The organism is Brevibacterium sp. 50QC2O2 (genome assembly GCF_024580675.1).
Lineage (GTDB): Bacteria > Actinomycetota > Actinomycetes > Actinomycetales > Brevibacteriaceae > Brevibacterium > Brevibacterium moorei.
The window spans coordinates 82505-108327 of sequence record NZ_JANIJZ010000013.1; the positions used below are offsets into that span (position 1 = coordinate 82505).

The window sequence follows — 25823 nt, forward strand, 5'->3', positions numbered from 1 at the left end:
GAATGGCTAAGAAGCATGCGGGGTCGGTCGCCGATGAGCGGCCCGCACCGGAGAAGAAAGTGGTGGCGCGCAATCGGCGCGCCCGCTACGACTATCACATCGAAGAGACCTTCGAAGCGGGCCTGGTGCTCACCGGCACCGAGGTCAAATCCCTGCGCGAGGGCCGCGCCTCACTGACCGACGCCTTCGGACTGATCTTCCAGGACGAGGCGTGGCTCGAACAGGCGTACATCCCGGAGTATCTGCAGGGATCCTGGACGAACCACTCTGCGCGCAGGCGCCGCAAGATGCTGCTGCACCGCGACGAGATCCTCAAGATCGAGCAGAAGTTGGGCGAGTCCGGGCGCACCCTGGTGCCCTTGGAGATCTACTTCCTGGGTTCACGGGTCAAGGTCGAGATCGCGATCGCCAAGGGTAAGAAGGACTGGGACAAGCGGCAGGCGATCAAGGAGCGCCAGGACAACCTGGAGGCCCGCCGTGCCATGTCGGATGCCCTGCGGAAGAACCGCGGCAAGAACCGCTGACTGGCGCGACCCCTGTTCCTGGGGTATCGTTGAGCTTCGTCGGTTTTCTATTTCGTGTGCGGGAACGCGGCGGGGAATAGTGAGCCGGTGTACGGTGTTCCACCGGTGTGCCGAATGATCGGAAGGTCGGTCGGTACACGGTTTGGTAACTGAATATGGGGATGATCGGTTTCGACGTGGGACAACGCGTCGAGAGAAGCGGGCCGAGAACGCGAAGTCATCTCGTTAATGTCCTTCGCAAACAATAGGTGCTAAGTCTAACAACCGCACCGAGTTCGCCCTCGCAGCCTGAGCTAGCGAGCGACTCCGTCAGTCCGGGTTTGCTTCCGCCCCGGTAGCTGGCGTCGTTTAGGGAGCCACTGCTGAGAACACATGTCGAGGGTGTTCTCGGGACTTTTACTCGACTCCGTTCGTTGGTTCACATGTTCGTGTGAGAACCAGGACCTAAGAAACACAGTCACGGACTGCGCCCGGAGAAGACTCGGCAACTTGCTTGCGGACGGGGGTTCGATTCCCCCCATCTCCACCAGATAGGCCTCGGAAACCTTGAGTTTCCGGGGCCTTTGCTTGTTTCATAAGGGTTTTCCCAAGAACTTCCCCCGGCAGAGAACGACATGATGTTCGTTCAGATGACGCGGAATGGTCGTGCGGTGGTCACGGTCGTGATGAAACCCGACGACCCATTCCATCATCGCCCGCGGTCAAGCTGCGAAGAGAGATCACGAGTCTCTTGCGGTTGGCCAGCCGTGCTTCTTCACATAGAACCGCTCGGCCTTCCAAAGATCGCCCACCGGTAGTCTGCGGGCCTGCTCTATTTCTCCCCGCATCCCCGGATCCCGGTTCAGCACACAGGCGAACACTTCGTCCCGCGATGCGAGGATCGCCTCCTGCTGCACCTCCGGCAAGGCGCGGATCTTCTCTCCAAGTTGCTCGAAGCCGGCGACTCGGGTGTTCCCTCGGCGCGAGGCGAAGACCAGGAGAACCAGTACGATTCCGGCCAGCGCGATGTCGAGCCAGGTCACGACGAATGCGAACGGGGAGACGTCATCGGACATGCGGGCCCACCTGGCCGTCGCACCGCAGCAGACGATGGAGACAAGAGCCGCTACAGCGAATTCGTACCTGCACAGCCGGCCCTGCTTCCACCAAGTCACGCCGATCATCAGCAGACCGATTCCACCGAGGAGCAGGCTCAGCGGCATGAGCACTTCGCTGAGGCCGCTGTTCATCGGAACGTTGTCGCTCGGAGCACGTCCCGGGGTGATCATCATGGGTCCCCAGGTCTGCACCACCCCGATGACCGCCGCACAGCAGATCAGGGTCACCATGTTCCATATGCCCTCGCGGGTGAGTTCGCCCTTGAGGTCGGAATGGTCCTTCGCCATCAGTCGTTCGAGACGCCCGTACGGGAGGTCGCCGAGCGAACCGCTACCGGAGACGTACTTCACTGCTGAGCTGCGTTCGGTTCCCATGGATACCAGCCTGTCATGATTCCTACAACTGCAGAGTGTTCTCTCTCGACAGTGCCGGCCGGTGACGTTTGCACTGGTCGGCACTGTCGGATTCGCAGCGGTGTCAGAACTCGGGCCCATCCGTCGTAGGCTTGATCACATGCCGAAACTTCTGCGTATCGATTCGTCCATCAACCCCGATTCCGTCTCCCGTGAACTCACCGGGGCCTTCGCCGCATCCTGGCAGGCCGCCGGCGGCTCCGTGGTTCACCGTGATGTGGCCGCCCAGAATCTGCCGCACCTGCCGGAATTCGCCCTCCACTTCGCCCACCGCCCCGGTATCGCCGCCGACGACCCCGCCGCGGCACTGCAGGACGAACTCATCGCGGAACTGGAGGCGGCTGACGCAGTGGTCATCGGAGCCCCCATGTACAACTACTCCCTGCCCTCGCCCCTGAAGGCCTGGTTGGACTACCTGCACGTACCCGGCCGCACCACCGCCGACGTCGCTACCGAGGGCCCCTTGGCCGGCAAGCCCGTCATCGTCATCACCACCCGGGGCGCCGCCTACGACGACCCTGCGTTCCTCGCGTCCCACGACCACATCCTGCCCGTTTTCGACGTCCTGCTGGGCGGGGCCATGGGCATGGCGGTGGAATCGATCGCGGTCGACCGCACCCTGGCGGACCTGCTGCCCGAACTAGATCCGGCCCTGGCCGGTGAACTGCGCGCGGCGGCGACGGTGCGGGCGCGGAGCCGGGCGGAAGAGCTCGCCCGCACCCTTGGCTGACGAGGCCTCGGCCCCGGCTGGGTCCACGGCCGGTCCCGGTGCGGTCACGCGCCGTGGAGGACTCGTGGCCTGGGCCGAACGCCGGCAGGTGTCGCTGTACCTGGCGGCCCTGGCGTTCGGCGCCGGCCTCGGCCTGGCACTCCCGTGGCCCGCAGCGGCGGGCCTGGCCGCGGGAGTGAACCCCACCCTGGGCTTATTGCTCTTCTCGACCTTCCTGGGCGTGCCGTTCGCCCGACTGGCCGGCGGCGCCCTGCGCGATTGGCGCTTCCTGCTGCGCCTGGGGCTGCTGAACTTCCTGGCCGCACCCGTGATCGTCTTCTGCCTGTTCCGATTCGTCGCCGGCGACGCGGCCCTGCTGCTGGGCGTGCTCCTGGTCCTGCTGTGCCCCTGCGTGGACTACGTCATCGTGTTCACCGGGCTGGCAGGGGGCGCAGCCGACCGGCTGCTGGCCGCCACCCCTCTGCTCATGTGCGCCCAGGCACTGCTGCTGCCGGGCTACCTGTGGCTCTTCGCCGGCCCCTCGGCCCTGGCCGGCCTGCACCCTGCACCCTTCGCCGAGGCCTTCGTCACCTTGATCCTGCTTCCCCTGGTGGCGGCCCTGACAGTCCAGGCCCTGGAGCGCCGCCTCCGCTGGGCGCGCTACCTGCACGGTGCCATGTCCGGTCTCATGGTGCCCATCATGATGGTGGTGCTCGCCCTGGTGGTTGCCTCGCAGATCAGCGGGGTGGTGGCCCATCTGCTGGCACTGGCCACAGCCGCGCTGGTCTTCGTCCTCTTCGCCGGGTGCATGACCGCACTGGGCTGGGCCGTGGGACTGCCCGGCGGGGACCGGATCGATGTGCCCGCCCGGCGGGCCCTGCTGTTCAGTGGAGTGACCCGGAACTCCCTGGTCGTGCTGCCACTGGCGCTGGCCACCGGCCACGCCCTGACACCGGTCGTCGTGGTTACTCAGACGCTGGTGGAGTTGTTCGTCATGGTCACCCTGGTGTGGGCCGTACCGAAGATCGTTAGCATTAAGGGATGCGAAAGACCGCGATCCTCGCCCTGACATCCCTTCTGGCCCTCGCCGGGTGCTCCGGCTCGGGTGGTGCACCCCAACCGGCTGAGACCTCGGCCGCCGCCCAGCAGTCCACACGGGCCGACGGCGGGTCCGACCCCGCCACCTCGGCCAAGCCAGGGGCGCCGGCCGCCGCAGGTGTGTCCGCTGCGGACCGGAACCGGGCCCAACAGATCGTCGCGGACATGGACACGGCAGAGCTCGCCGGCTCCGTCGTCATCGCTCAATACGACGGCACCGATCCGCAGACCGCGCAGGACCTGGTGGAGAAGAACCACCTGGCCGGGGCCATCGTGATGGGCTACAACCTGCCCCAGACCCCCACCGCGGACGCCGTGCGCACGACCACGAGAACGATCGGCGAGGCCCGCGGAGACCGCGCCTGGCCGGTATTCATCGGCGTCGATCAGGAGGGCGGTCCGGTCGCCCGGCTGAAGGACGCCGCGACCGGCTACCCGCCGCTCATGGCCGCAGGGGCCGCGCGGGACGCGAAGACCATCACGGCGGCCTACTCCGGCCAAGGTGGCGAACTGCGCGAACTCGGCTTCACCGCCGACTTCGCCCCCGACGCGGACGTCACGATCGGCGCGGCGGACCCGACGATCAACGTCCGCTCGGCCGGCGACGACCCGAAGGCGGTGGGAACGACGGTGGCAGCCGCGATCACCGGCTACAACACCGCGGGCGTGGCCTCGAGCGCCAAGCACTTCCCGGGCCACGGCGCCCTGACCGTCGACTCCCACTCGGAACTGCCCGTGTCGAAGAAATCCATCAAGCAGATGAAGAAGCGGGACCTGGTGCCCTTCACCGCGGCCGATGAAGCGGGCGTGCCGATGACGATGGTCGGCCACATCGGCCTGCCGGGCAACACGGACGTGCCCGCCTCGCTCAGCCCCGCCGTGTACAAGGCCCTGCGCGCCCAGGGCTTCGACGGGGTCGCGGTGACCGATGCCCTGAACATGGGCGCGATCAAGGAGCCAGCGGGACAGGAGACCGTCAAGGCCATCCGCGCAGGTGCCGACCTGGCACTCATGCCGGCCGACACGACCGCGGCGATCAAGGCCCTGACCCAGGCGATCGACTCCGGCGACATCTCGAAGAAACGCATCACCGAAGCCGCCGGGCGGGTCGTCGCCATGCAGCTGTGGCAGGACCGCGCCGCCGCCCAGGCACCCGACCACGGCGATGCCAAGGCCGCGACCAAAGCGGCGGACACCGCGCTGACAGGACTGTCGGAGAAATCCCTGAGCGTCCTCAAGGGTGCGTGCACCGTGACGAAGCCCGCCAAGGCGATCCACATCGTCGGGGGAGAGGAACCCGCGCGCAAAGCCCTGACCAAGGCAGCCAAGGCCGCAGGCCTGAGCGTGCGCGAATCCGCCGGGTCCGGCACGACGAGCGTTGCCCTGGGGACGGGAACCTCGGCGCGGGTGGTCGTCAACACCGGTGCGCCGTGGAAGAAGGCCCCGGCCGGGGCACGCACCGTGCTGGCCACGTATTCGGACAACCCACACGCCATGGCGGCCGTCGCGAAGTACCTGGCCGGAGAGCTCGAGGCCACCGGCCGGGTACCCGCCACGTGGCCCGGAACACAGCCGAAATGCGCCAGGGACTAGGCTGGACTCCCGGTGTCCTGGCCGCCTCGCGGCCGGCCGGCACCGCGAGCTGCGCCCACGCCGATAGACCCTCTGCACCGACAGACCCTCTGACAGGAGACCCATGACCCTGGTATTCGACGGACACAACGATCTGGCCTGGTATCTGCGGGAGGAATGCGATAGCGATATCGCCCCGGTCAACGACCCGCAGGCCGTGCCGATGACCACCCTGGACCAGCTGCGCGAAGGCGAGGTGGCCGCCCAGTTCTGGTCGGTCTACGTAGACTCCGCGATCTCCGGGCCCGCCGCCGTGACCGCCACGCTCGAACAGATCGACATGGTCCACCGGATCATCGCCGCCCACCCCGACCGGCTGGTCTACACGCCCACCGCCGCCGACATCCGTGCGGTCTGGGGCAGCGGCCGCACCGCCTCGCTGATGGGCGCCGAGGGCGGGCAACAGATCGACGAATCCCTGGGCGTGCTGCGCGCCTACGCCCGCCTGGGTGTGCGCTATATGACCCTGGCCTGGTCGACCACCCACAGCTGGGCCGATTCGGCCACCGACGAACCCGTCCACCACGGACTCAGCGAATTCGGCAAGCAGGTCGTGGCGGAGATGGACCGGATCGGAATGATCCCCGACCTGTCCCACGTATCCGCCGAAGTCATGCACCAGGTGCTCGACCAGACCCAGCTGCCCGTGGTCTTCACCCACTCCTGCGTCGCGGACATCAATCCGCACCCGCGCAACGTCCCCACCGACGTCATCGACCGCCTGCCGGCCAACGGCGGGGTTCTGGGCATCACCTTCGTCCCATCGTTCGTATCCGCCGAACGCCATGCCTGGGCACAGGCCGGCTCCACGGGGCCCGAACCCGAGGTGACCGTCGCCCAGGTCGCAGACCACTGCGACTGGGTGCGCAACCGGATCGGCGCACAGTACCTGGCACTCGGCGCCGACCTGTGCGGCACCGACTCCATGCCCACCGGCCTGGAGAACGCGGGGAAGTACCAGGCCCTGTTCACCGAGCTGCGCTCGCGGGGCTGGAGCGAGGCCGAACTCGACGGGATCGGCGGACTGAACCTGCTGCGCGTCCTCGAAGCCCACGATCCGGCGTATCTGGCCGAGTTCGGGGCCCGGGACGAGGCCGCGGATGCCTGATTCCCCGGTTCCGAGCCCGGCTGCGCGCCTGCTCGTCGTGGTCAACGACCCCGAGTCGGGTCCCGGGCACCTGGCCGGCTGGCTGGTGGCCGCCGGGGTCGAGTTCGATGTGCGCTTCGGCGCGCACGGAACTCTTCCCGCGGTGGACGAACTGGACGCCTACGACGGCATGATCGCCCTGGGCGGCGGTTTCATGCCCGATGACACGGCTCGCGCACCCTGGCTGGCCCGCGAGGCCGGTCTGGTGGCCCGCTGCCTGGCCGATGGCATCCCGCTACTGGGCATCTGCCTGGGCTGCCAGCTGCTGGCCCAGGTCGCAGGCGGCACGGTCGCTGCTGCCACCGGCGCTCCGGAAAAGGGCTCCACGCCCATCACCATGACCGAGGCCGCAGCCGGCGATACGCTGTTTCGGGGCCTGCCGCGCACCACCCGGTTCATCGAGAGTCACGTCGATCGGATCACCGCACTGCCGCAGGACGCGGTGGTGCTCGCCGGCAGTGCGGTGCTGGACTATCAGGCCTTCCGCATCGGTGAGGCGGCGTGGGGCGTACAGTTCCATCCGGAACACGAGGGCCCGGACGCGATGGAGCGGTGGAATGCCGAGGCCCTGGCCGCACTGGGATTCGACAAGGACGAACTCATCGCCAGGGCCAGGGTGGAGCAACCGGCTACGGAGGCGGCGGCCCGCACTCTGGTGCTGGCATTCGTCGCTGTGGCCGAGGCCCGGGCGCGGGCCAGGCAGGGTACCGAAGGCGCGCAGTCGGAGCCATAACCCAGCCCGCTCTGAATGCAAATTCAGACGCTGTGAGAAGAGCGACGTGGACCCGGAACGGTGTACGCATCCTGTGGAAAACTCCGCATCCGTTCGATATGTGATTCATTCCCGCGAATCGGTACCGGACGACGTGTGTTGAGCGATCCGCGAGAAACCGCGGAAGGCGGCTTCTGGGACGCGGGGGAGGGCTCAAGCCACCCGGTGAATTCTGCTGTCCACCCCCTGTGCACAGCTATGCACAGGGGGTGGTGTGATAGGGCCCGGACGGTTGAAATCGCACTGGAAAATCGGCTTATGTAGGGGTATCGTCTTCTCTTGAACACAAGATCTAGTGGTTGTCGGGGTGAAGCCCCTACTACCCGAATTCCGCACCGGCTCCGTTATCCCAGGGGCTGGGAGCTTGCGGGGACGCGGATCCTGTGACCTGCAGATACACGCCCGAATGTTGGAGGAAACCCGATTATGGTCACCGTCTACACCAAGCCGTCCTGCGTCCAGTGCAATGCGACGTACCGGGCGCTGGATGCGCGTGGAATCGAATACCGTTCGGTCGACCTGAGCCAGGATGCGCAGGCCCTGGACATCGTCAAGGCCATGGGCTACATGCAGGCACCGGTCGTCGTCACCGACGACGATCACTGGTCGGGCTTCCGTCCCGATAAGATCTCGGCCCTGGCGTCCGAAACGGAAGCGCCCAGCGTGGCCTGAGATGCTCGTCGTCTACTATTCCAGTAGCTCCGAGTACACGCACAAGTTCGCCCGCAAACTCCGGCATCCCACGCAGCGTCTGCCCCTGCTGACGCGCGATGAGATGCCGGAGATCGACGAACCGTACGTGCTCATCACGCCGACCTACGGCGCCGGGCCCAATCGGGGCTCCGTTCCGAAACAGGTCAAGAAGTTCCTCGCCACCGCAAAGGCCAATCGCACCAATCTGCTCGGTGTGATCGGGGCTGGGAACACGAATTTCGGCCAGAATTATTGCCGCGCCGCCGACCTGGTGGCAGCCAAGTGCAACGTCCCCGTGCTCTACCGGTTCGAACTCCTGGGCACCCCGGAGGACGTGGCCAAAGTCGACGAAGGGTTGGAAGAACTGTGTCAACGACAGCAGAGAAGCGAGATCTAGAGGCCGTCATCCGCGAGGACACGGATCTGGACTACCATGCGCTCAACGCCATGCTCAACCTCTACGACGCCGACGGACGGATCCAGTTCGAACGCGATAAGCAGGCCGCCCGCCAGTACTTCCTGCAGCACGTCAACAACAACACGGTCTTCTTCCACGACCTCGAGGAGAAGCTGAAGTACCTGGTCGAACACGACTACTACGAGCGCGAGGTGCTCGACCAGTACTCCTTCGAGTTCATCTCCCGGCTGTCCAAGCAGGCGTACAAGAAGAAGTTCCGCTTCCAGACCTTCCTGGGCGCCTTCAAGTTCTACACCTCCTATACGCTGAAAACCTTCGACGGCAAGCGCTACCTGGAGCGCTTCGAGGACCGTGTCGTCATGGTCGCGCTGTTCCTGGCCTCCGGCGACGAGGTGTTGGCAAGCCAGCTGGTCGAGGAGATCATCTCCGGGCGCTTCCAGCCGGCCACCCCGACCTTCCTCAACGCGGGCAAAAAGCAGCGCGGCGAACTCGTCTCCTGCTTCCTGCTGCGCATCGAGGACAATATGGAGTCGATCGGCCGCTCGATCAACTCCGCCCTGCAGTTGTCCAAGCGCGGCGGCGGCGTGGCATTCAGCCTGACGAACATCCGCGAATCCGGTGCCCCGATCAAGAAGATCGAGAACCAGTCCTCCGGCGTCATCCCGATCATGAAGCTGCTGGAGGACTCGTTCTCCTACGCCAACCAGCTGGGCGCCAGGCAGGGCGCAGGTGCTGTGTACCTCAATGCGCACCACCCGGACATCTACAAGTTCCTCGACACCAAGCGGGAGAACGCGGATGAGAAGATCCGGATCAAGACGCTGAGCCTGGGCGTGGTCATCCCCGACATCACCTTCCAGCTGGCCAAGCGCAATGAGGACATGTACCTGTTCAGCCCGTACGACGTGCAGCAGGTCTACGGCAAGCCGTTCACGGAAGTCTGCGTGACCGACGAGTACTACAACATGGTCGACAATGCGGCGATCCACAAGAAGAAGATCAACGCGCGCGAATTCTTCCAGACCCTGGCGGAGATCCAGTTCGAGTCCGGCTACCCGTACATCATGTTCGAGGACACCGTGAACCGGGCCAACCCGATCGACGGCAAGATCACCATGTCGAACCTGTGCTCGGAGATCCTGCAGGTCGCCGATCCCAGCACCTACAACGACGACCTGAGCTACGCCCAGATCGGCAAGGACATCTCCTGCAACCTGGGTTCGCTCAACATCGCCCTGACGATGGACTCCGATGACTTCGGACGGACCGTCGAAACGGCGATCCGCGGACTCACCGCGGTCTCCGAGGCATCGCACATCACCTCGGTGCCCTCGATCGAACGCGGCAACGATATGTCACACGCGATCGGCCTGGGACAGATGAACCTGCACGGCTACCTGGCCCGCGAACGGATCCACTACGGCTCAGACGAGGGTCTGGACTTCACGAACATGTACTTCTACACCGTGGCCTTCCACGCGGTGCGGGCGTCCATGGAGCTCGCGAAGGAACGCGGCCGGACCTTCGACGGCTTCGAGCGCTCCAAGTACGCCAGCGGGGAATACTTCGACAAGTACATCGACGGGGTGTGGGAGCCGCGCACCGACAAGGTCGCCGGCATCTTCGCCGAGGCCGGGATCCACATCCCGACCCAGGACGACTGGCGCGAACTCAAGGCACAGGTCGCCGAACACGGCATCTACAACCAGAACCTGCAGGCCGTGCCGCCGACGGGTTCGATCTCCTACATCAACAACTCCACCTCCTCGATCCACCCGGTCGCCAGCCGGATCGAGATCCGCAAGGAGGGCAAGATCGGCCGCGTGTACTACCCCGCGCCGTTCATGGACAACGACAACCTGGAGTACTACCAGGACGCCTACGAGATCGGCTACGAGAAGATCATCGACACCTACGCCGAGGCGACGCAGCACGTCGACCAGGGCCTGTCACTGACGCTGTTCTTCAAGGACACCGCCACAACCCGTGACATCAACAAGGCGCAGATCTACGCGTGGCGCAAGGGCATCAAGACGATCTACTACATCCGCATCCGCCAGCTGGCCCTGGCCGGCACGGAGGTCGATGGCTGCGTATCCTGCATGCTGTGACCGTACACATCACACAACTGTCTGTTACGAATAACTGGGTGGATAAATGATTTCGGGCGAGAAGCTCACTCTCGTGTCGCACGTCGACGCGATCAACTGGAACCGGATCCAGGACGATGTCGACTCCGAGGTGTGGGACCGGCTGACGGCCAACTTCTGGCTGCCGGAGAAGGTGCCGCTGAGCAACGACGTGCAGTCCTGGGCGACGCTGACGGAGGATGAGAAGACGCTGACGATGCGCGTCTTCACCGGGCTGACACTGCTGGACACGATCCAGGGCACAGTGGGCGCGGTCTCTCTGATCCCCGACGCCCTGACCCCGCACGAGGAGGCCGTCTACACGAACATCGCGTTCATGGAGAGCGTGCACGCGAAGTCGTACTCCTCGATCTTCTCCACCCTGTCGAACACGAAGCAGATCGACGAGGCCTTCCGCTGGTCTACGGAGAACCAGAACCTGCAGCGCAAGGCGAAGATCGTGCTGGACTACTACCGGGGCGACGACCCGCTCAAGCGCAAGGTCGCCTCGACCCTGTTGGAGTCCTTCCTGTTCTACTCCGGCTTCTACCTGCCCATGTACTGGTCGAGCCACGCGAAGCTGACGAACACGGCGGATCTGATCCGCCTGATCATCCGCGACGAGGCCGTGCACGGCTACTACATCGGCTACAAGTACCAGCGGGGCCTGGAACTGGAGTCGGAGGCGCGCAAGCAGGAGCTGAAGGACTACACCTTCAACCTGCTGTTCGAACTGTACGAGAACGAGGTCCAGTACACCCACGACCTGTACGACGGCGTGGGCCTGAGCGAGGACGTCAAGAAGTTCCTGCACTACAACGCGAACAAGGCGCTGATGAACCTGGGCTATGAGGCCATGTTCCCGGCGGCGGTGACCGATGTGAACCCGGCGATCCTCTCGGCGCTGAGCCCCAACGCGGACGAGAACCACGACTTCTTCTCCGGTTCCGGCTCCAGCTACGTCATCGGCAAGGCCGTCAACACCGAAGACGAGGACTGGGACTTCTAAGTGATCCCAGGTCACAGGCCCGGTGGCCTGTCAACTGGCAGGCCACCGGGTTTCACCCATAAGCCGGGCGGAAGCATCGAATTGATGCTCAGCCCACAATTTGCCCGCACTCAAATAATAGGAGGAGGTGAACATGGCAATCCGTAAAGGTCGCGCGCGTAGCGCAATCACAGGTCGCTTCGTAACGAGAGCGACGGCCGCACGCCATCCGCGTACGACCGTCGTAGAGAAGCCCGCAAAGAAATCTAAGTAAATCAACAGGCTGACAGCAGGGCTATGGACTGGTCCTCCTTGCCCTGCTGTCGCCATCGTACCTGACGTGCACCTCGGCGTGTTACACAATGCGCCGGTCGTGCGGGAAGTGCATTTCTTCTCACAGATCTGAGATCGTAGCGTCAGGCACTTTGCGACTAGAGCGAAAGGCTCACCGTGTCAGACATAAACAAGCGTGTAGTACAGCGTCAAGGCGACGGCAGTTGGGCAGTGGTTAAACCCGGTGCCAGCCGTGCAAGCGCAGTCGTTCCAACGCAGGCCGATGGTATCGATCGGGCTCGTGCCATCCTCCGGAATGACGGTGGAGGCGAACTCCAAGTCCGCGGACTCAATGGGAGGATTCGTGCCCAGGACACAATCGCGCCAGGGAACGATCCGAGGACGTCTCGTGGGTAGAGTACGTTCGGTAACAGGACGGGTGTAGTTGGACGTCTGAACTGTGCGGTCCTATGCTGACTTGAAATGTTGGCATAGGGCCGCGCCGCAGGCTATCTCAGTTTGGTCGGCACGGGAGTCCGTTTGAAGTGAGTGTTGATTTGGACAGCATCGGTGTGTTCCAGAAGGCTCGTGCTGGTTACGTTACCGCGCGCAACGCTCAGCGCAACCTTATCGCCGGTGCTCTGAAAGCCGCCGGCTTCAGTGTGAAGACGCGGGGCATTGCTGGTCGCGGGCTGCGGAACTATACGAGCGGTGGACGGCTCGATCCGCCGTTCGACCTCTCCAACTGGATGTGGGTCGCAGGGCAACGGGACGACGTGTTTGTGACTGTCAGTCTCCAGACTCTTGATCGCGACCCGAACTCGGGCAATATCCATGCGCTCATGGATCGAATCGGCATCGATGTGTATCGGGCCGATGATCCGGTCGACGCGCAGGACCCGCTGTCTGAGAAGTCCACCACCGGGCTGCAGCTTCCGCTTGACCACAAAGGCCTGAGCGATCTGATCTCGCTCGTGGAGCAGCGGGCCGCCAAGCTGCACTAGAGCATTCGCTCTACGCGCCGTCCCCACTCCTCTCCGGTGATCTCATACACGACCTCGCCCAGTTCCGCCCCTGGTAGTGGATCGTCCCAGCGCCGGACCTCGGTCCTGAAGCGGCGCATCCCGAACTTCTCCATACCCATCGGGAGGGGGGTGTTGACCGCAACCATGACTTATTCTCTGGTTCCGGCTCCAGCTACGTCATCGGCAAGGCAGTCAATACCGAAGACGAGGACCGGGACTTCTAGAGTCCCGGAATTAGCCCGAAGCCCATCAAGGCTGGTCGGAGGCCCGGACCCGCAGGAATCTGCGCGGTCCGGGCCTCTTTCGTGTCTTCTCTCGACAGCCATGGGAAGACTGCGATGACAGTGGACATCGTCAGTCGCTCGATTGACCTCAACACAGGCTCCTACATAGACTGATCGGCTCATCATTTTCAGGAAGCAGCGTTCGCGAAGGGAAACCCAGCATGACTGTGAGTGAGGCGGCTCTCGATCTCTCCACTGTAGATTTCGTCACGAGCGATACCCACTTCGGGCACGCTCGCATCATCGAACTCTGCGGCCGCCCGTTCAGTAGCGTTCAGGAGATGAACGGCGAACTGATCCGCCGCTGGAACAATGTCGTGGGTCCAGATGCCACTGTCCTTCATCTTGGCGACCTTGCGCTCGGAGAGCGAGAACGCTCGATCGGTCTCACTGCCGCACTCAATGGCCGAAAACTCATCGTGCCCGGCAATCATGACGTCTTCTGGTCGCACTACCGCGCGAGCGCGAAGTACAAAGCACTCAATGCAGAGCTGCTGGAACACGCTGGGTGGCAGTTGCTGACAGAGGAGGTCACCGCGGCGCTTGATGGGCGCGAGGTGGTCATCAGCCACTTTCCATATGCAGGAGACTCGCACGGCGAGGATCGGTATGCCAAGTTGCGTCCTACCGACACCGGGCTGCCGCTCATTCACGGGCATACTCACGACATCGACCATGGGCCACAGGGAAACTCCTTTCACGTCGGAGTCGACGCGCACGATTTCGAGCCTATGCCGATGAGCGAAATCTCCCAGTGGTTGGCACAGATGAGCTGACTACCGGGACTGCATCGGGTGATGCGTGGAGTCCACTAACGCGATTAGGACGGCCACTCGAACCCTCTGTTTGTTCCATAGGAATCACGCCGAGCTGCGTAGGCCATGGTGGCCAGCTCGGATGCGTCGTTGCCGATGAGGACACGCATCGGTCGCTCTGGGCGACGGAGGTGTTCGGTGAGTGCCCTGGCCGCAATGCGGGGGTCCGCATCCTGGGCGGACGCGGCGGCATCGTTATGGGGCCAGGGGATTTCGGAAGTTCCGAATGCGGCGGTGCGCTGGCTATCGTACTGATCCAGGGGATGGGCAAAGGGCATGCTTGAACCCGCCCAGTCTGTAGCGAATCCGCCCAACTGTGCGATCGTGACGTAGATGCCGAATGGTGCCACCTCGGCGGCAAGGGCCTCGCTGAAACCCTCTAAGCCCCATTTGCCGGCGTTGTAAAGGCCGAACATGGGCATGGAACCGATGGCGCCGACTGTCGAAATTTGCACGAGATCCCCACCTCCGGAGGCGCGGAGGTGGGGTATCGCGGCACGGGAGACCCACATAGCGCCGAACAGATTTAGGTCGAGGTGGTCCCGAGCCTCGGACTCGGTGACTTCCTCGAGGGCGCCCACGAACCCAGTGCCGGCGTTGTTGACGACAATATTGAGCCCGCCGAAGATCTTGGCAGCACAGTTGATGGCATTTTGCACGTCGGTCGCATCTCGGACGTCGAGTACGACCTCTGCCGCGGTATCCGGATGATCCCTGACGAGGTCGTCTAGAGCTCCTCGCGCACGGACCGTTCCGACGACGTTATCGCCATTGGCTGCGGCAGCCTCGGCGAATGCGCGTCCCAGCCCGCGTCCGGCACCGGTAATCAACCATGTGCGTGGAGTGGAAAGTGACATGGTCATAACAGACTCCCTAAGCGAGACGATACGTCTCGTCATTGTTACTCACACGGTCCGAACGAGTCAAGACGGACCGTCTCGTTGACTCAGTTAGGATGTTTTTCATGTCGGCCTCACCTCAGAACGCGTCAAATGAAGATGCATCCGTCGCAGCATCCACACATAACCGAGGAAAGGCGAGTGTGAACTCCAGTGACAAGCGTGCCTTTGCCCCGGGGCCCAATGTTGCTCGTCGCAGTGAACGAGCGCGCACGGCAATCCTGACGTCGGCACTTCAACTGGCCCGAGATGTCGGCTATTCTCGGATGAGCATCGAGGGAATCGCTGCGGACGCCGGTGTGGGGAAGCAGACCATTTATCGGTGGTGGCCGTCCAAGGCTGCGGTAGTGTTCGATGCCATCCTGGAGCAGAACAGTCAGGACGGCGGCGAGGTCGTCATCCCAGACACTGGGGATGTGGGGGGCGGATCTGCGGACCCTCATCCGTGCCACGGTTACTGAGCTGAGAGACGCTTCGACGGATCGATTGCAGCGTGCGCTGGTGGCAGAGGTCCAAGCCGATCTGGATGTATCCCGGGATCTTGTTGAACGACTCCTCCGACCTCAAATGGAGGCCACTGCGCTGCGAGTCGAGGCAGCTGTCGTGGTGGGGCAGGCTTCTGAATCGGTGGATTCGGAGTTGGTGGTCGAGTTGATCTTCGGCCCGATCTTTCACCGGTGGTTGTTGAGGACAGGGGAGCTGAACGACGCCTATGCCGATCGACTGACGGCGGCTGTATTACGTACGATCCGGCCTTAGCATCGCGCGCCGCTCCCACTCCTCCCCGGTGATCTCATACACGACCTCGCCCAGTTCCGCCCCTGGTAGCGGATCGTCCCAGTGCCGGACCTCGGTCCTGATGTGGCGCATCCCGATCTTCTCCATGACCCGCCGGGAGGGGGTATTGACCGCCATCGTCTCCGCCCACGCGCGCTGCAGCCCGACTGTTCCGAAGGCGTACTGCAGGAGCGCTCTGGCCCCCTCCGGCGCATACCCCTGGCCCCCATTGCGAGCGCAGCACCCGCCAGCCGATCTCAGCCTCGTCGGGTTGCAACGCTGCCTCGGGTTCCAACGTCGCGCCGGGTTCGGAGTCGCCGCGGCCCAAGTCCCACCAGCCGACGAACCGGTCGCCTGCATACCCGACCCACCAGCCGAGGCCTACGGCATCCGCGCTGGTGTCGGCGCACCTCGGCGTCCAGAACTCGTCGGTCTCCGCAAGGCTCCGCGCACGGCCCAGCAGAAACCGCATCACTTGGGGATCCGTGTCCAGCTGCCGGTGCAAGGGCAGGTGTGCCGGCGTCATCGGCCGCAGTTCGAGCCTTTGCGTGGTGATGACCGGACGTGTCATGTGGGCGTCCCTGTCTGCGCGTAGCGGCGTGAGAGCAATCGGTACTGTGGCGTGAGGGCGGCGATCCCCGCCAGGATGATGCACCCGATCCCGGTGGCCAACAGGATCAGGGCGATGCCGCGATTGTGCCCGCTGCCCAGCACCGGCGCCCAGAGGGCGGCCCCCGCCTCGGTGCGCAGGGCGGGGATGATCCAGAGTTCGGCCAGGGGAGCGACCAGCAGCGCGGTGATCGGTGCCGCTGCGGCTTCGAACGTATTGGCGAAGCCGAACACCCGCCCCTGCTTCTCATAGGGCACGACGCGCTGGATGACCGTCTGTTCGGCGGCCTCGATCGCGGGAATCAGGGCCATGAACACCCAGATCCCGAGGATGAAGACCCATCCCTGTTCGCGGATCGTGCTGAGCGCTCCGATCAGGCCGATCGCCGCGGCCAGCAGCAGCATCGTGCGAATCGGATTGCGGCCCAGCCCCTTGAGTGCGACGACCGAGCCGCCGACGATGAACCCGGTCGACATGACGGCGAACCAGATGCCCCACCCCTGCACGCCGAACATCTCGATGCCGTAGGGGTCCATCACGGCCATGGCTGCGCCGCTGAATAGGTTGTTCACGGTTGTGAACAGGACCAGGGCCACCAGCCCGGGGACGGCCACCACGGCCAGCCAGCCGCCGCGCAGGTCGACCCAGCCGGTTACCTCGCCCGCGGTCGCGATCCGGCGTTCCGGGATGCGCAGTGACAGCAGGTGGAGGAGGGTCAGTGTCAGCGCTCCGACCCCGATGAGCAGGGTCGGTCCCATGCCGAGGAATCCGACGGAGAGTCCGCTGAAGACGCTGGTGACGATCATCCCCACGCCCTGGACGGTGCCCACCAGGCCGTTGGCGTTGGGGCGGCGCTCGGCCGGGACCAGCAGGGTCACCGTCGTCGACAGCGCGATGGAGCGCAGTTGTTCGACCACAGCGCCGGCCAAGAGGACGATGGCGAACAGCCAGAACCACGGCAGGCCGAGGTCGATGATCCGTTGCTCGCCAATTGCGAAGAAGGCGGCGGAGTCGAGGGCGAATACGATGAGGGCGGCGAGCGTGGCCCAGGTCATGACCGCCTTCTTGCGGAACCGGTCGACGAGGGTGCCGAAGAACATGCTGAAAACGGAGACGAAGAGCATATAGGCCGCGGCGATGACGCCGGCGACGATCACATTGCGCGTCTGCGCATAGGCCCAGAAGGTCAGGGCGAACCAGACGAAGCTGGTCGTCACATTCGCGGCGGCTGTGTTGACCAGCACGTGCAGAAAGGTCCGGTAGCCCTGTGGCGCCGTCACTTCGTCCGCATCTGCGCTCCCGGCTGATTCCATAGGGGCCACCTCCAAGGGGCGGGCGGTAGTGAGGTCAATAAACCACAGTCGGCCGGCGGGGTCAAGGGCTGTGTGCGGGCCGGACTCGGCGGGCGCGGGCGAGGCGAACCGAATAGCATGCGGATATGCCCTCGAATCCGACCTTCCCCGTTCCTCCTGACGCTTCGGGTCTGGAGTGGTCCATCAGCATCGACGAAGTCGCCGAGCGGGCCCCTGCCTATCGGACATCACCGGATCGGCCTGCGCCCGACAGGCCTTCACCCGCCCGCCCACAGCCGGACCACAATTTGTTCGCCCACGACCGGGACCGGACACTGCGGACCGCCAGCGTGGGCAAGATCTTCCTGCTCATCGAGGTCTGCACCCGGTTCCACGACGGCCGCCTGGACCCGGCCGACCGGCTCCAGGTGCCCGCCGAACACGAGGTCGCAGATTCCGGCCTGCTCTACCTGTTCCGCGACCGGGCGATCACGCTCGACGACGCCTGCCTGCTGGTGGGCGCGGTGAGTGACAATCTGGCGACCAACGGGCTGCTGGCCCGCTGCGGGCTCGAAGCGGTGCAGGCGGTGGCGCCGGCGCTGGGACTGGAGCAGACCTCGCTGCTGGATTTCATCCGCGACGCCAGGACCCCTGAGCTGCCGTGGACCCCGTCCTATGGCACGGCGGGGGAACTCTCGCGGCTCATGCGGCTGCTGCAGGACGGCGCTGTGGTCTCCCCGGAGGTGTCCGCGCGGGTTTTGCGCTATCTGGCAGCCGATACAGATGTGTCGATGGTGGCAGGGGGATTCCATATCGACCCCTTGGCACATATCGAGGCGGACGGTTCCCTGCTGGTCCGCCACAAGACGGGCAGCGACTCCCAGATCAGGGTCGACGTCGGCCTGGTGGAAGGGCCGGCCCGCACCGTGAGCTATGCGGTGGGGGCGAACTGGCATGCCTCAGCGGTCGATCACCGCGTCGGGGTCGAGGACTATATGCGGTCCCTGGGAGAGGTCATAAGGGCCCTGGTCCTCGGCTGAGGCCAGGGCCCCGGCCCCGTGGAACGAGCTCGGAGCCTCACCAGCGGTTAAGCTTCGTCTCCAGCTCGGCGCGGGCGGCTGCGAACTGGCCGCTCAGTTCGGCTGCCAGTTCGGCCACCGGACGCGATTCGGTAATCGCGCCGATGCCCTGGCCCGAACCCCAGATCTCCTTCCAGGCCTTGGGCGCGGTCTTGCCGTCGGCCCCGGTGGCGAAGGTCATCTGGGTGGGATCGGACTGCGGGAGGTCGTCAGGGTTCAGCCCCGCCTGGCTGATCGAGCCGCGCAGGTAGTTCCCGTGCACCCCGGTGAACAGGTTGGAGTAGACGATGTCCTCGGCGCCGGAGGACACGACCATGTCGCGGTAGCCCTCGACGACGTTCGCCTCGGGGGTGGACAGGAACGCCGAGCCCATATAGGCGGCGTCCGCGCCGGCGGCCAGGGCTGCCAGGATGGAGCGGCCGTGGCCGATCGCGCCGGACAGGGCGATGGTCCCGTCGAACCAGCTGCGGATCTCCTGGAGCAGGGCGAAGGGGGACTGGGCGCCCGCGTGCCCGCCTGCGCCGGCGGCCACGGCGATGAGGCCGTCGGCTCCCTTTTCGACGGCCTTGTGGGCGAAGCGGTTGTTGATGACGTCGTGTAAGACGATGCCGCCATAGGAGTGGACGGCCGCGTTGACGTCTTCCCTGGCGCCCAGGGAGGTGATGACGATCGGCACCTTGTGGTCGACGACGACGCCCAGGTCGTGTTCGAGCCGGTTATTGGTCTTGTGCACGATGAGGTTCGTGGCGAACGGCGCCACGGGTACACCCGGATTGGCCGCGGCATAGGCGGCATTCGACTCCGAGATGTCGTCGAGCCAGTCGGCCAGGGCCTCCTGCGGGCGCGCATTGAGGGTGGGGAAGGAGCCGACGAGTCCGGCCTGGCACTGGGCCTTGACCAGTTCGGGCCCCGATGCGATGAACATGGGGGAGCAGATCACGGGCAGGGAAAGCCTGCCGTCGAGGATTTCGGGTAGGGCCATGAGCGTCTCCTTTGGGCTGCATGATCGTTCGTTCAGTCTTACTGTAGTCCACTTTCAGGGTATACAGTCCAATCTGACTGTTTTTCGTGTGAAGGAAGAGCGGGCCCGGAAGCGCATCCGGACCCGCCCCAGCCGGTCCTCCGAAACGGACCCGTGTCAGTTGTTCGTGAAGTGCGCCTCGCGCTTCTCGACGAACGCTGCCATACCCTCGGTTTGGTCGGCAGTGGCCAGCGAGGAGTGGAACAGTCGGCGCTCATAGTCCAAGCCCACCTGCAGGCTGGTCTCGAAGGCGACGTTGACGGCCTCCTTGACCATCGCCGAGGCTATCTGCGATTTGGCGGCGATCGTCCCGGCGACCTCCCTGGCGGTCGCCAACAGGTCATCGGGCTCGGTCACCCGAGCCGCCAAGCCGGAGCGCTCGGCCTCGGCCGCGTCGATCATCCGCCCGGTCAGGCACAGGTCCATCGCCTTGGCCTTGCCGATCGCGCGGGTCAAGCGCTGGGAGCCTCCCATCCCGGGCAGCACGCCCAGGTTGATCTCCGGCTGGCCGAACTTCGCCTTGGTGCTGGCGATGAGGATGTCGCACATCATCGCCAGCTCGCACCCGCCACCCAGGGCGAATCCGTTGACGGCGGCGATCACGGGTTTGCGTACATCGGTCAAGCGCTGCCAGCCGGCGAACCAGTCGTTGACGAATGCCTTGGAGAAGCCCAGGTCCGCCATTTCCTTGATGTCCGCACCGGCGGCGAAGGCGCGGCCCGCACCGGTGATGATGATCGCCGAGACCTCCGGGTCCGCGTCGAAGGCGGCCGCGGCGGTGGTGACCTCGGCCAGGATCTGATTGTTCAGCGCGTTGAGCGCCTCAGGGCGGTTCAGCGTGATGGTCGCGATGCCCTCGCCCGATTCGGTCAGGATGGTTTCATAGGTGCTCATGCGAAGACCTTCTGTTCGTGTTCGTCGGTCAGGATGGAATCGATCTCGGCGGGATCCACGGCCTCCAGGGTCGCGGGGTTCCAGGAGGGGTTGCGGTCCTTGTCGATGACCTGCGCGCGGATGCCCTCGACCAGATCGGGGTGCTCGCCCAGGTTCAGCGCCACCCGCAGATCGCGTTCCAGTACATCGTGCAGGTCCATGTCAGCTGCACTCCGGATCATCCGCAGGGTCAGTTCGACCGAACGGGGGGACTTGGCGGCGATCGCCGCGGCCGCCTCCTGCGCGCGGGGCTCGGGGCGGGAGCGCAGAGCCGTCACGACCTCGGCGGCGGTATCGTGCGCGAAGGCGGCGTCGATCCACTCGAGGTCGCCTGCCAGGGCAGGGGCGCCCGGTTCCGCGGCGAAGCGGCGCACGGTCGCCTCGGAGGCATCGGCGGCCAGGGCTTCCTGGAGTTCGGCCAGGCGCTCGGCCGGCACATAGTAGTCGGCCAGGCCATAGGCCACAGCGTCGGCTGCACCGATCGACTCGCTCGACAGGCCCATGTAGATGCCGATCCGGTGGGGCATGCGGGCCAGCAGATAGGTCGCGCCCACATCGGGGAACAGTCCGATGCCCGTCTCCGGCATCGCGATCTTCGTCGAATCGCTGACGATGCGCACACTTCCGTGGGCGGAGATTCCCACGCCGCCGCCCATCGTGATGCCATCCATGATTGCGATATAGGGCTTGGGATAGGTCGCGATCAGGTCGTTCATCCGGTACTCCTTGGAGAAGAAGTCCAGCGCGCCTCTGGTGCCCTGCGTGATGGCCGCGTGGACGGCCTTGATGTCGCCACCGGCGCACAGTCCGCGTTCGCCGGCGCCGGTGATCAGTACGGCATCGACTGCGGCATCGGTCGCCCAGGCGCGCAGGGCCTCGTCCACCAGGTGGACCATCTCCTCGTTCAGCGCGTTGATCGCGCGCGGACGATTGAGTTCGATGTGGCCCAGCCGGCCCCGTACCGTTGTGATGACGGTGGGATCGACCGGTGGTGTGGCTTCGTTGCTCATCAACCTACTCCTGTGCTTTTGCGGGAAATGATCACTTTCATGATTTCATTGGTGCCCTCGAGGATCTGGTGCACTCTCAGATCGCGGACGATCTTCTCGATCCCGTACTCCTGGAGGTACCCGTAGCCGCCCAGTAGCTGCAGCGCCCGGTTGGCCACGTCGAAGCCCGTATCCGTCGCCTTGAGCTTGGCCATGGCCGACAGCAGGGAGGTGTCGGGATCGCCTGCGTCATAGGCCCGGGCGGCCCGCCACAGCAGGGACCTTGCGGCCTCGAGGTCTGCCTGCAGCTGGGCGACCTCGAAACGCAGCGCCTGGAACTGTGTCAGGTCCTGGCCGAACGCCTGGCGCTCGCCCAAATATGCCACCGCCTGTTCGAGCGCGGCCTGCGCCCCGCCCAGGGAACAGGCACCGATGTTGAGCCGGCCGCCGTCCAATCCGCTCATCGCGATCTTGAAGCCCTGCCCCTCCTCGCCGAGTCGGTTGGCCACCGGCACGCGCACGTTCTCCAGGTAGACCTGCCGGGTCGGCTGGGCCCGCCAGCCCATCTTCTTCTCATTGGCGCCGAAGGACAGCCCGGGGGTGTCGCGGTCGATGAGGAAGCTGGAGATGCCGCGGGCCCCGGCCTGTCCGGTGCGGGCCATGAGGAGGTAGACATCGGTTTCGCCCGCTCCGGAGATGAACTGCTTGGTGCCGTTGAGCACGTAGTGCTCACCGTCGCGCCGGGCGGTCGAGGCGATCGCGGCGGCATCCGAACCCGCATTCGGCTCGGTCAGGCAGTAGCTGGCCAGGGCTTCGAAGGACGTCAGGCGCGTCAGCCACTTCTCCTTCTGTTCGGGGGAACCGTAGCGGGAGACCATCCACGTAGCCATATTGTGGATGGAGATGTACGAGGCGACCGCCGGGTCCGCGGTCGACAGGGCTTCGAACACGACGACCGCGTCCATCCGTCCCAGGCCCGAGCCGCCGTAATCCTCGTCTGCGTAGATCCCGCCCATGCCCAACTCTGCCGTCGCTTTGATGGCGTCGATGGGGAAGTGGTGTGCGGCGTCCCATTCCAGTGCATGGGGTGCGAGCTGTTCGTCTGCGAATTGGCGGCACATGGCCGCGAGCTCGAGTTGGTCCTCGTCCAACCCGAACGGGCGGGCCGCCGCGCTGCTGTGTGCCATGGAGGTCCTCCGATCATCTGGCCGACCACACCGCTGTGGTCTGGACTACAGACTAACAGAACACTAGGACGTCCAAGTAATAGGCTGGTGTGCCTGGATACGCCCCGGACGGGACGGGCGACGCTGCCACCGGCGGACCGGAGGAGCCGCCTTCAGGCGCGCTCGGCCTCGAGCCCGGAACGCAGGAGTGCCAGCGAATCGAGCAGGGCCGCGACTTCCTCCGGGCCGGCACCAGGGCGCGCGAAGACCTCGGCGTTCAGCGCAGCAGCGGCACGGGCGACCAGTTCGCGCCCGGCCGGGGTGATCTCCACCAAGGTGGTGCGCCCGTCCGTGGGATGCGGCTGCCGGCGGGCCAGGGCGGCGGCCTCCAGCCGGTCCACAGAATTCGTCGTCGAGGTGGCATGGACCTGCAACCTCTGCGTGATCTTGTTCATCGGCAGGCTGCCCCTGCGCGTGAACGACAACAGTGCCAGCACCTCGAACCGGGCGAAGGTCAACTGCAGGGGTTTGAGCACCGCGTCGATGCGGGCCTGGAACAGCTGTTGGGTGCGCATGATGGAGATGACCAGGGTCATTCCATCGGCCGCATCATCCCATCCGTGGGCCAGCCATTGCCTGCGGGACTCCGCGATCGGATCCGTCTCCTCTGCCATGGGCCTCAGTGTATTAAATCCGAGTATTGAATCCGAGGGCGCCGGTCGGTGGGAACCCGAGTGTGGAACGGATATGCGTGTTCTGCGAGGCCGTGGAGTGACGGGCTGCAGTGGGCGTGGCACGATATGAGACATGTGCGGACGTTTGAACATGCAGGCGGACCCGAGGGATCTCGCCGCCGACCTCGGCGCCGTCTACGAGGCCTATGCCGCACGGCCGCGCTACAACGTTCCGCCCGGCGCCGTCCTGCCGATCATCGTCAGCCGACCGAACGAGGACGGGGAACTGTCCACCCAGATCCGCTCGGCCCGTTGGGGTCTGGTGCCCGGCTGGGCCAAGGACGTCAAAATCGGCTTCCGCGCCTTCAATGCCAGGGTGGAGACCGTGGCGAGCAAACCGATGTTCCGCGCGGCCTTCGCCGCCCGGCGCTGTGTGGTCGCCGTCAATGGATACTACGAATGGCAGGCGCTCGCGGAACTGGGGGAAACCGGAACCGCTGCATCGAAGGCCCGGACGTTAAAACAGCCATGGCTGATGCATGCGGCAGACGACGACTGGTTGTTCATGGCGGGGCTCTACGAGTTCAAGCGGCTGTCAGACGGTGAACGCACCGGAGAGGGCGACCCTGCCGTCTACGGTGACTGGCTCGTTTCGACGACCATCATGACGTGCCCCGCCCGCGGTCACCTGGCAGAAGTCCATGACCGGATGCCCATCATGCTGGACCGGGGACAAGTGGACACCTGGATCGAACCCAGCATGGCCGGCGACGCAGCTTCCGCTGCGCTCGCGGGGTTGATCGACGGTTTCGATCCGGAGCGGATCCTGCGGTATCGGGTGGATCCGGCCGTCGGCAATGTTCGCAATGACTACGAGTCGTTGACCGCACCGCTGCCCGAACCGGCCTGAATCGCCGCCGCCAGCGCCCGGATGTCCTCGGGAGTGGTGCGGCAGCAGCCGCCGATGATGCGGGCTCCCGCCGCTGTCCAGGCCCTGGCATGGACGGCCAGATCGACATCATCGGAGCCATCGCCACTCCACGTCTGGGTTGCGGCGGAATAGACATGACCCGAGTTGGGGTAGCAGATGCCGGGCAGCCCCGCGGTGTCAACGGCCAGCAGTGCCGGCTCCACGGAATCGGCACTGCAGCAGTTGACACCCACGGCAATCGGGGGATTGGCGACACGCGCCAGCCGCCGGGTGAGCTCGGTCAAGTCCCCGCCATCTGGCAAAATCGGCCCGCTGCTGCAGCTGAGCCACCACCGCGCTGATGGGTACGCGGACATGACATCGGCGATGAGCAGGGCCTCGTCGACCCGGGGAATGGTCTCCCAGGCGAATAGTCTGCAACCCGCCTCGTACAGGAGGGCTGCGCGATCTCGGTGATAGGAATAGAGCGCGCCGCGCTCAATGGAGTATGCGCCGGAGTACTCGGAGCCGTCGGCCAGGTGGACACCATAGGGGCCCAGCGCGGAGGCGGCCCAGGTCTGGATGCCGGTGCTACGCGTATAGTCCTGGGTCGCGTTCTGCGCTAGATACCAGGAAGAGGCCATGAGCTCTTGGGCGCGCGCAGTGGAATAGCCGGCGCGCACGAATGCCGGAACCGAGGCCTGGTAGGCCAGGGATTCGACGATCCTGGCGCCGGCCTGTAGATAGTCGCGATGCATGGTGGAGACGAGCTCCGGTTCCGTGGCCAGGATGGCGGCCGACCACAGATCACCGGACACATCGACCCCCATGTCCTGCAGGTGGGTCCCCGATGCTCCATCGAGGACCAAGGGAGTAGGGGAGGCGGCGAGGGCCGCCTGCAGCGTGGGCGGGAGGTCGGGGTGGTGGTTCGTCTGTGGCATGCCCACCAGGGTATGTGATCAGGGTCATGCCCGCCCGGTTTGCGGGCCGGTTGCGGGTCGTGTAATGTTTTCTCTTGTCGCCAGGACGGCCCAGCGGTTCGCAGGGAACACGTTCTAGGCGGCGATGAACAAGAAGTTGAGCATCCCTTCACCGGGAATCATGGTGGCCGAGTGTGGTCGTGTGTTTCACGGGTGGGTGTGTGCCTGTTGTTTGAGAACTCAATAGCGTACTTGAATAGTTTTTTTCGTGATGCCAGAACTAAGTAGTACATATTTTCTGGCTGAAAATAATAATGATGGATGATATGAGAGGACGATGCTGGTTTCCGGTGTTGTTCTCTTTCTCGTCAGTCTGTTCTTTTCGGTTGGGATCGCTTGATCACAAGCATTTTTTTGTGGAGAGTTTGATCCTGGCTCAGGACGAACGCTGGCGGCGTGCTTAACACATGCAAGTCGAACGATGAAGTGGCACTTGTGTCATGGATTAGTGGCGAACGGGTGAGTAACACGTGAG

Annotated in this window: 27 protein-coding genes, 1 rRNA gene, 1 other RNA gene and 1 pseudogene; 19 read left to right on the forward strand and 11 right to left on the reverse strand. The window is 64.8% G+C overall.

All coding sequences use genetic code 11. From position 1 onward, the window contains the following. The first annotated feature begins 2 nt into the window (after positions 1-2). Positions 3-524, forward strand: coding sequence for an SsrA-binding protein SmpB (gene smpB, locus NQ038_RS11445; RefSeq protein WP_257047101.1), 522 nt, complete (start codon positions 3-5; stop codon positions 522-524). A 157-nt stretch (positions 525-681) separates the two neighbouring features. After that, positions 682-1053: a transfer-messenger RNA gene (gene ssrA / locus NQ038_RS11450) on the forward strand. A 190-nt stretch (positions 1054-1243) separates the two neighbouring features. On the opposite strand, the gene NQ038_RS11455 is transcribed toward ssrA, so the two are convergent. Continuing rightward, on the reverse strand, positions 1244-1996 hold the full coding sequence (locus NQ038_RS11455; RefSeq protein WP_257047102.1) for a hypothetical protein: 753 nt from the start codon (positions 1994-1996) through the stop codon (positions 1244-1246). A gap of 139 nt (positions 1997-2135) precedes the next feature. Between NQ038_RS11455 and NQ038_RS11460 the strand changes: the two genes are divergently transcribed. From NQ038_RS11460 to NQ038_RS11515, 12 genes are all read left to right on the forward strand, one after another. Continuing rightward, positions 2136-2765, forward strand: coding sequence for an FMN-dependent NADH-azoreductase (locus NQ038_RS11460; RefSeq protein ID WP_257047103.1), 630 nt, complete (start codon positions 2136-2138; stop codon positions 2763-2765). Then, on the forward strand, positions 2758-3813 hold the full coding sequence (locus tag NQ038_RS11465; RefSeq protein ID WP_306427954.1) for an arsenic resistance protein: 1056 nt from the start codon (positions 2758-2760) through the stop codon (positions 3811-3813). Before NQ038_RS11460 ends, NQ038_RS11465 begins: the two co-directional genes overlap by 8 nt. Further along, a complete protein-coding gene (locus NQ038_RS11470; RefSeq protein WP_257047104.1) occupies positions 3786-5435 on the forward strand; it encodes a glycoside hydrolase family 3 N-terminal domain-containing protein in 1650 nt (549 codons plus the stop codon). The genes NQ038_RS11465 and NQ038_RS11470 overlap by 28 nt, the downstream gene beginning before the upstream one ends. 103 nt (positions 5436-5538) lie before the next feature. Further along, positions 5539-6582, forward strand: coding sequence for a dipeptidase (locus tag NQ038_RS11475; protein WP_257047105.1), 1044 nt, complete (start codon positions 5539-5541; stop codon positions 6580-6582). Continuing rightward, positions 6575-7354 (forward strand): type 1 glutamine amidotransferase, encoded by a 780-nt coding sequence (locus NQ038_RS11480; protein ID WP_257047106.1) that lies wholly within the window; start codon positions 6575-6577, stop codon positions 7352-7354. The genes NQ038_RS11475 and NQ038_RS11480 overlap by 8 nt, the downstream gene beginning before the upstream one ends. A gap of 462 nt (positions 7355-7816) precedes the next feature. After that, the gene (nrdH, locus tag NQ038_RS11485) at positions 7817-8065 is read left to right on the forward strand and encodes a glutaredoxin-like protein NrdH (protein ID WP_257047133.1); all 249 of its coding nucleotides are present in this window, start codon (positions 7817-7819) and stop codon (positions 8063-8065) included. 1 nt (position 8066) lies between these two features. Beyond that, entirely contained in the window at positions 8067-8483 is a 417-nt protein-coding gene (gene nrdI / locus NQ038_RS11490) for a class Ib ribonucleoside-diphosphate reductase assembly flavoprotein NrdI (protein WP_257047107.1), read from the forward strand. Next, a complete protein-coding gene (gene nrdE / locus NQ038_RS11495; protein ID WP_257047108.1) occupies positions 8453-10615 on the forward strand; it encodes a class 1b ribonucleoside-diphosphate reductase subunit alpha in 2163 nt (720 codons plus the stop codon). Before nrdI ends, nrdE begins: the two co-directional genes overlap by 31 nt. A gap of 46 nt (positions 10616-10661) precedes the next feature. Then, a complete protein-coding gene (gene nrdF, locus NQ038_RS11500) occupies positions 10662-11642 on the forward strand; it encodes a class 1b ribonucleoside-diphosphate reductase subunit beta (protein ID WP_257047109.1) in 981 nt (326 codons plus the stop codon). Between the two features lie 429 nt (positions 11643-12071). Further along, positions 12072-12311 (forward strand): DUF2188 domain-containing protein, encoded by a 240-nt coding sequence (locus NQ038_RS15670; RefSeq protein WP_257047110.1) that lies wholly within the window; start codon positions 12072-12074, stop codon positions 12309-12311. A gap of 128 nt (positions 12312-12439) precedes the next feature. Then, the gene (locus NQ038_RS11510) at positions 12440-12898 is read left to right on the forward strand and encodes a hypothetical protein (protein WP_257047111.1); all 459 of its coding nucleotides are present in this window, start codon (positions 12440-12442) and stop codon (positions 12896-12898) included. Positions 12899-13364: 466 nt separating this feature from the next. Next, positions 13365-13979 (forward strand): metallophosphoesterase, encoded by a 615-nt coding sequence (locus tag NQ038_RS11515; protein WP_257047112.1) that lies wholly within the window; start codon positions 13365-13367, stop codon positions 13977-13979. Positions 13980-14023: 44 nt separating this feature from the next. On the opposite strand, the gene NQ038_RS11520 is transcribed toward NQ038_RS11515, so the two are convergent. After that, on the reverse strand, positions 14024-14881 hold the full coding sequence (locus tag NQ038_RS11520; protein WP_257047113.1) for an SDR family NAD(P)-dependent oxidoreductase: 858 nt from the start codon (positions 14879-14881) through the stop codon (positions 14024-14026). Positions 14882-14982: 101 nt separating this feature from the next. Here NQ038_RS11520 and NQ038_RS15675 point away from each other — a divergent pair, with 101 nt between their 5' ends. Together NQ038_RS15675 and NQ038_RS15680 are read left to right on the forward strand one after the other, a co-directional pair. Further along, positions 14983-15378, forward strand: coding sequence for a TetR/AcrR family transcriptional regulator (locus NQ038_RS15675; RefSeq protein ID WP_373456817.1), 396 nt, complete (start codon positions 14983-14985; stop codon positions 15376-15378). After that, positions 15332-15676 (forward strand): TetR-like C-terminal domain-containing protein, encoded by a 345-nt coding sequence (locus tag NQ038_RS15680; protein ID WP_373456818.1) that lies wholly within the window; start codon positions 15332-15334, stop codon positions 15674-15676. The genes NQ038_RS15675 and NQ038_RS15680 overlap by 47 nt, the downstream gene beginning before the upstream one ends. On the opposite strand, the gene NQ038_RS11525 is transcribed toward NQ038_RS15680, so the two are convergent. From NQ038_RS11525 to NQ038_RS11530, 3 genes and pseudogenes are all read right to left on the reverse strand, one after another. After that, complete coding sequence (locus tag NQ038_RS11525; RefSeq protein ID WP_257047114.1) at positions 15656-16054, reverse strand: GNAT family N-acetyltransferase; 399 nt, start codon at positions 16052-16054, stop codon at positions 15656-15658. The genes NQ038_RS15680 and NQ038_RS11525 overlap by 21 nt on opposite strands. Next, positions 15966-16265 (reverse strand): annotated as a pseudogene (locus NQ038_RS15685) (GNAT family N-acetyltransferase); the annotation flags it as partial. The gene NQ038_RS11525 and the pseudogene NQ038_RS15685, both read right to left, overlap by 89 nt. Further along, the gene (locus NQ038_RS11530) at positions 16262-17617 is read right to left on the reverse strand and encodes an MFS transporter (RefSeq protein WP_257047115.1); all 1356 of its coding nucleotides are present in this window, start codon (positions 17615-17617) and stop codon (positions 16262-16264) included. The gene NQ038_RS11530 and the pseudogene NQ038_RS15685, both read right to left, overlap by 4 nt. A gap of 125 nt (positions 17618-17742) precedes the next feature. On the opposite strand from NQ038_RS11530, the gene NQ038_RS11535 reads away from it, so the two are divergent. After that, positions 17743-18636 carry a serine hydrolase gene (locus tag NQ038_RS11535; protein WP_257047116.1) on the forward strand — a complete coding sequence of 298 codons (894 nt, stop codon included), beginning with the start codon at positions 17743-17745 and terminating at the stop codon, positions 18634-18636. Positions 18637-18673: 37 nt separating this feature from the next. Here the strand turns inward: NQ038_RS11535 and NQ038_RS11540 are convergent, their stop codons facing one another. From NQ038_RS11540 to NQ038_RS11560, 5 genes are all read right to left on the reverse strand, one after another. Then, positions 18674-19657, reverse strand: a complete 984-nt coding sequence (locus NQ038_RS11540; protein WP_257047117.1) for a nitronate monooxygenase family protein — start codon at positions 19655-19657, stop codon at positions 18674-18676. A 156-nt stretch (positions 19658-19813) separates the two neighbouring features. Beyond that, positions 19814-20590, reverse strand: coding sequence for an enoyl-CoA hydratase (locus tag NQ038_RS11545; RefSeq protein ID WP_257047118.1), 777 nt, complete (start codon positions 20588-20590; stop codon positions 19814-19816). Next, positions 20587-21639, reverse strand: coding sequence for an enoyl-CoA hydratase/isomerase family protein (locus NQ038_RS11550; RefSeq protein ID WP_257047119.1), 1053 nt, complete (start codon positions 21637-21639; stop codon positions 20587-20589). Before NQ038_RS11550 ends, NQ038_RS11545 begins: the two co-directional genes overlap by 4 nt. Next, positions 21639-22805, reverse strand: coding sequence for an acyl-CoA dehydrogenase family protein (locus NQ038_RS11555; RefSeq protein WP_257047120.1), 1167 nt, complete (start codon positions 22803-22805; stop codon positions 21639-21641). Before NQ038_RS11555 ends, NQ038_RS11550 begins: the two co-directional genes overlap by 1 nt. A 152-nt stretch (positions 22806-22957) precedes the next feature. Continuing rightward, a complete protein-coding gene (locus NQ038_RS11560; RefSeq protein ID WP_257047121.1) occupies positions 22958-23458 on the reverse strand; it encodes a MarR family winged helix-turn-helix transcriptional regulator in 501 nt (166 codons plus the stop codon). 133 nt (positions 23459-23591) lie between these two features. Here NQ038_RS11560 and NQ038_RS11565 point away from each other — a divergent pair, with 133 nt between their 5' ends. Continuing rightward, positions 23592-24368, forward strand: a complete 777-nt coding sequence (locus NQ038_RS11565) for an SOS response-associated peptidase (RefSeq protein WP_257047122.1) — start codon at positions 23592-23594, stop codon at positions 24366-24368. On the opposite strand, the gene mmuM is transcribed toward NQ038_RS11565, so the two are convergent. Then, positions 24329-25309 (reverse strand): homocysteine S-methyltransferase, encoded by a 981-nt coding sequence (gene mmuM, locus NQ038_RS11570; protein ID WP_257047123.1) that lies wholly within the window; start codon positions 25307-25309, stop codon positions 24329-24331. The two genes, NQ038_RS11565 and mmuM, sit on opposite strands and share 40 nt — an antisense overlap. Before the next feature lie 392 nt (positions 25310-25701). Here mmuM and NQ038_RS11575 point away from each other — a divergent pair. Then, positions 25702-25823 (forward strand): 16S ribosomal RNA (locus NQ038_RS11575); the annotation flags it as partial.